This is a genomic window from Marinospirillum insulare DSM 21763, from assembly GCF_000686905.1.
Classification (GTDB): domain Bacteria; phylum Pseudomonadota; class Gammaproteobacteria; order Pseudomonadales; family Halomonadaceae; genus Marinospirillum; species Marinospirillum insulare.
Window position 1 is genome coordinate 1 of the sequence record NZ_JMLW01000063.1, and the last position, 4,356, is coordinate 4,356.

Annotated in this window: 7 protein-coding genes; 5 read left to right on the top strand and 2 right to left on the bottom strand. The window is 40.2% G+C overall.

The genetic code is table 11. The annotated features are described in order from the left end of the window. Positions 1-245: IS30 family transposase (locus tag BP27_RS0113510; protein ID WP_027851979.1), on the top strand; the 245-nt coding region annotated here is incomplete at its 5' end. On the opposite strand, the gene BP27_RS17615 is transcribed toward BP27_RS0113510, so the two are convergent. Next, positions 169-432 carry a glycosyltransferase gene (locus BP27_RS17615; RefSeq protein WP_425411891.1) on the bottom strand — a complete coding sequence of 88 codons (264 nt, stop codon included), beginning with the start codon at positions 430-432 and terminating at the stop codon, positions 169-171. The genes BP27_RS0113510 and BP27_RS17615 overlap by 77 nt on opposite strands. Next, entirely contained in the window at positions 386-1,579 is a 1,194-nt protein-coding gene (locus tag BP27_RS0113515; RefSeq protein WP_027851980.1) for a nucleotide sugar dehydrogenase, read from the bottom strand. Before BP27_RS0113515 ends, BP27_RS17615 begins: the two co-directional genes overlap by 47 nt. Positions 1,580-1,740: 161 nt before the next feature. Here BP27_RS0113515 and BP27_RS16450 point away from each other — a divergent pair, with 161 nt between their 5' ends. The 4 genes from BP27_RS16450 to BP27_RS17080 all read left to right on the top strand — a co-directional run. Further along, positions 1,741-2,325 (top strand): RpnC/YadD family protein, encoded by a 585-nt coding sequence (locus tag BP27_RS16450; protein WP_051610592.1) that lies wholly within the window; start codon positions 1,741-1,743, stop codon positions 2,323-2,325. A gap of 444 nt (positions 2,326-2,769) precedes the next feature. Next, positions 2,770-3,843 (top strand): DegT/DnrJ/EryC1/StrS family aminotransferase, encoded by a 1,074-nt coding sequence (locus BP27_RS0113525; RefSeq protein ID WP_027851981.1) that lies wholly within the window; start codon positions 2,770-2,772, stop codon positions 3,841-3,843. Next, on the top strand, positions 3,840-4,097 hold the full coding sequence (locus tag BP27_RS0113530; protein ID WP_027851982.1) for a WbqC family protein: 258 nt from the start codon (positions 3,840-3,842) through the stop codon (positions 4,095-4,097). The genes BP27_RS0113525 and BP27_RS0113530 overlap by 4 nt, the downstream gene beginning before the upstream one ends. A gap of 68 nt (positions 4,098-4,165) precedes the next feature. Next, positions 4,166-4,356, top strand: a 191-nt coding sequence (locus tag BP27_RS17080) for a helix-turn-helix domain-containing protein (RefSeq protein ID WP_150112076.1), incomplete at its 3' end; no start/stop codon positions are given.

Here is a 4,356-nt window from a genome sequence, read left to right on the forward strand (position 1 = left end):
AAGCACTGAATTGTGACTTTTACTTTGCAGACCCTTATGCTTCTTGGCAACGTGGATTGAATGAAAATACAAATGGCTTAATACGTCAATACTGCCCCAAAGGTTCATGCTTTAAGCACTTAGATGATGAGCATTTTGAATTCATTATGCATCGTCTAAATAACCGACCTAGGAAAACACTTGGAATGAAAACACCAAATGAAGTATTGTTTGAAGAATTACAGGCTGTTGCACTAGCAAGTTGAATCCAAGAACAATTACCTCTATATTGTCTAATGTTTGATTTAAAATTGATTCCAATGAATACTTCAAATAATCCTCTGAATTATATACTGTCAATATCACACTAACTAGTGGTTCCAGACCCTTAAACTTAGGAATATTACTAATCATTTCCAAACAAATCCCTTGTATATATTTTCTCATCAACATCTTCAAGCTCTGGTGCTAGGCGGTTGGTGAGTATTATGTCTGCTTCTTGCTTAAATTCTTCTAAATCGCTAATCACTCGTGAGCCAAAAAATAACTTTTCTTCTAATACAGGTTCATAAACTATCACTTCAATACCCTTAGCTTTTATACGCTTCATCACCCCCTGCGTGGCACTAGCTCGGAAGTTATCTGAGCCTGCTTTCATGATTAAGCGATAAACACCTACAACTGGTGGCTGTTTAGTTTCATCATTAACAATGTTAAGACGTTGCATTATTTTCTCAGCAATAAAGTCCTTACGGGTACGGTTGGCATCTACTATGGCTTGAATAATATTATTAGGTACTTGCTGGTAGTTTGCCAACAACTGCTTAGTGTCTTTTGGTAAACAGTAACCACCGTAGCCAAACGAAGGGTTGTTGTAGTGGTTGCCAATGCGTGGGTCTAAGCCTACACCTTCTATAATTTGCTTGCTATCCAAACTGTAAGCTTCTGCGTAGCTGTCTAGTTCATTAAAATAGGCAACACGCATAGCTAAATAGGTGTTAGAAAACAACTTAACAGCTTCAGCTTCAGTGTTCTCAGTGAATAAAAGTGGTACATCTTTTTTTATGGCACCTTGTAGCAACAACTGAGCAAACAGCTCGGCTCTAGCAGAGCGCTCACCCACAATTATACGTGAAGGGTGTAGGTTATCGTAAAGTGCTTTACCTTCACGCAAAAACTCAGGCGAAAAAACTAGATTGTTAGTGTTAAAACGCTGCTTAGCTTCTTCGGTAAAACCCACTGGCACAGTCGACTTAATAACTATCACAGCATTAGGGTTAACTGTTTTTACTGTTTGAATAACCGCTTCCACACTTTGTGTATTAAAAAAGTTTGTTTGTGGGTCATAATCTGTAGGCGTAGCAATAATTATAAAATCAGCATCAGAATAGGCAATAACAGGGTCTAAAGTTGCAGTAAAATTCAATGTTCCACCACTTAAAAGTGCCTGAATTTCAGCATCTTGAATAGGAGATCGCCCTGCATTAAGTAGCGCCACCTTATTTGGCAAAAGGTCTAACGCCACAACCTGATTATGTTGCGCAAGCAATACCGCATTAGAAAGCCCTACATAGCCCGTACCAGCAACGGCTATCTTCATAACTACTCCCATGGATTAATAATACTTACATCAGTAGCACCGTCGTGCTATTCACTAACACAGTCGCAGCAATAAGTGTATTTCGTACACCACGTTAGTCTGGAATATACAGACTAGCGCAACGCCAGTGCTACTGGTCACGCATTAAAGACCGCCATAAAATGAAGGTGTTAAGCCTAGCAGTATTAGCCGACACTAACCGCAATTATCAGCCCGACACCTTTAACTTTCATCACTGGGGGCTTAAGCTATTATTTTCTTACCCAGTGGCTAAACTCATTGACTGGGAAGCCGATTGGCAAAGTCTAGAAACCAGCAACAATGTTTTTGCTCATATTGTAATGGCACAAATTAAAGCCAAGCGAGTCAAAGACAGTGAACTACTATTAACCAGCAAACTAGGCTTAATCCGCAGCCTTTATGAACGTGGCTATAGCCGTGAACAAGTTGTAGAATTATTTAACATCATAGACTGGATGATAAAACTGCCCACACCGCTAGAAATGCAGTTTAAAACCTTGGTTGAGCAAATCCAAGAGGAGAAGAAAATGCCTTACATCAACACATTTGAACGCTTAGCACGCCAAGAAGGACTCCAGGAAGGCCGCCAAGTAGGTCGTCAAGAAGCTGATGAGCGTGCCTTACAAGAAAAACTAGTTTCTGCCCGTCAGCTGTTGTCATTAGGTGTGCTTAGCAAAGAACAAATAGCCGAAGTGCTAAACTTACCACTAGAAAAAGTTGCCTAACTAGCTAGTGAGTAGTTTAAACACCTTAATACAGGAAAAGCCATGAATAGTTCTGGTCACCTACGCAGGCACTAACAAGGCCTTTCTCATTTCCTGCTATAATCCCTTCCTTATTTCAATTAAGTTTTTATCTTCCTAGCCGATAGCTTAAAGCTCTTGGCTAGCTTGACCACGCCTTTAAATATATAAGTCCTCAGGGAAGAACTTAAATCCTGGGGCGGTAGCGTACTTAAAACGAAGTTATTTTTAATCAACTACTACCCCTTATCGGTTCTTATGCTTGCTGAATACTAGTCATACTTATTATCAGCACGCCAGAAGATCTACCCTGTTCTGTATAACTTCTCAGCGACGATGACCTTTACTTCTACGACAACCAGGTCGTAACCCTAAGTAAAACAGCGATGGGCAATACTTGTTAGATTTAGTAAAGGAATAACCACTGTGATCACAGTAACCAAGACTTACTTACCCAACAAGGCCAAATACCAAGCCTATGTAGACCAAATTTTTGCAAGCGGTTGGCTAACCAATAACGGCGCTTTGGTACAAAAGCTAGAGCAAAGGCTAAAAGAACACCTAGGCGTTAAGCATTTAATACTAGTTGCCAATGGCTCGCTTGCCCTACAAGTTGCCTACCAAGCCCTTAACTTAACAGGCGAAGTAATCACCACTCCTTTTAGCTTTGCCGCAACCACCAACACGCTACTTTGGGAAGGCTTAACCCCCGTATTTGCAGACATTAACCCTAATACCTTTAATATCGACCCCAAGTTAATCGAAGCACAGATCACCACCAACACCAGCGCAATTCTACCCGTACACGTTTTTGGTAACCCCTGCGAAGTAGAAGCCATACAAGCCATTGCCAACAAACACCAATTAAAAGTTATTTACGATGCTGCCCACGCCTTTGGCACTGAATATAAAGACGAAAGCGTGTTGAACTATGGCGATATCAGCACCCTAAGCTTTCATGCCACCAAGCTATTTCACACCATAGAAGGCGGCGCAGTTATAACCAATGATGACCAGCTAGCCAAAAAAATAAGGCTACTTATAAACTTTGGCATAACCAGCCCCACCACGATTGAATCTGTTGGCACCAACGCCAAAATGAACGAGTTTGAAGCTGCAATGGGCTTGTGTGTGCTTGACGATATAGAAAATATAAAACAGCGTAGAGCAGAAATCTGGAAAACCTACCAGCAAGAACTACCCAGCAACCTAAGTTTTCAGCAATGGAACCAACATAGCCAAAACAACCACGCCTACGCGCCGGTATTATTCGAAAGCGAAGAAGAGCTACTAAAAGCAGAAGCCAAGTTAAAAGAAAACAGCATTTTGCCAAGGCGCTACTTTTACCCAAGTTTAGATACCTTGGAATATTTAAAAATCAAACAAAACTGTAGAAACTCAAGGGATATAGCTAGCAGAGTACTCTGTTTGCCGATATTCCCAACTCTAAGCACTGGACAATCAAAAAAAGTAAATAATATTATAAGTGGTGTTAAGTGAAAATCGCTGTAATGCAGCCTTATTTGTTTCCATATATTGGCTATTTTCAATTGATAATGTCATCAGATGTTTTTGTTACTTATGATGATGTTAATTTTATCAAGCAGGGATATATTAACCGTAACAATATTCTCATGAACGGTGTTAATCAGAGGTTTACTGTTCCTGTTCAAAATGGCTCATCAAATAATTTAATTAAAAATATTACATTTCAAAAAAATGCCTGGATTCAACTCTCAAGTGCAACTCATTAAACTAGGATTGGATGGCAAGCTGCTGTAGCATCTTATGCTTTTCAATCGACCAAGAATGAGAAGCAAACATGAGACACTACACACAGCTCACCAGAGAGCAACGATACCAAATATCTGCCCTGCTTGATAACAATTTAACCCAAACTGAGATCGCTAAAACGCTTGGTGTTCACAAATCAACCATTAGTCGAGAGCTTAAACGTAATACAGGCAAACGTGGATATCGGCCTAAACAGGCTCACGAATTTACCGAAGAAAG

Excerpts from the sequence above, each read along its gene's own strand:
- BP27_RS17615 (WP_425411891.1), bottom strand. The coding sequence starts at position 432 with ATGTTGATGAGAAAATATATACAAGGGATTTGTTTGGAAATGATTAGT.
- BP27_RS0113515 (WP_027851980.1), bottom strand. The coding sequence starts at position 1,579 with ATGAAGATAGCCGTTGCTGGTACGGGCTATGTAGGGCTTTCTAATGCG.
- BP27_RS16450 (WP_051610592.1), top strand. The coding sequence starts at position 1,741 with ATGAAGGTGTTAAGCCTAGCAGTATTAGCCGACACTAACCGCAATTAT.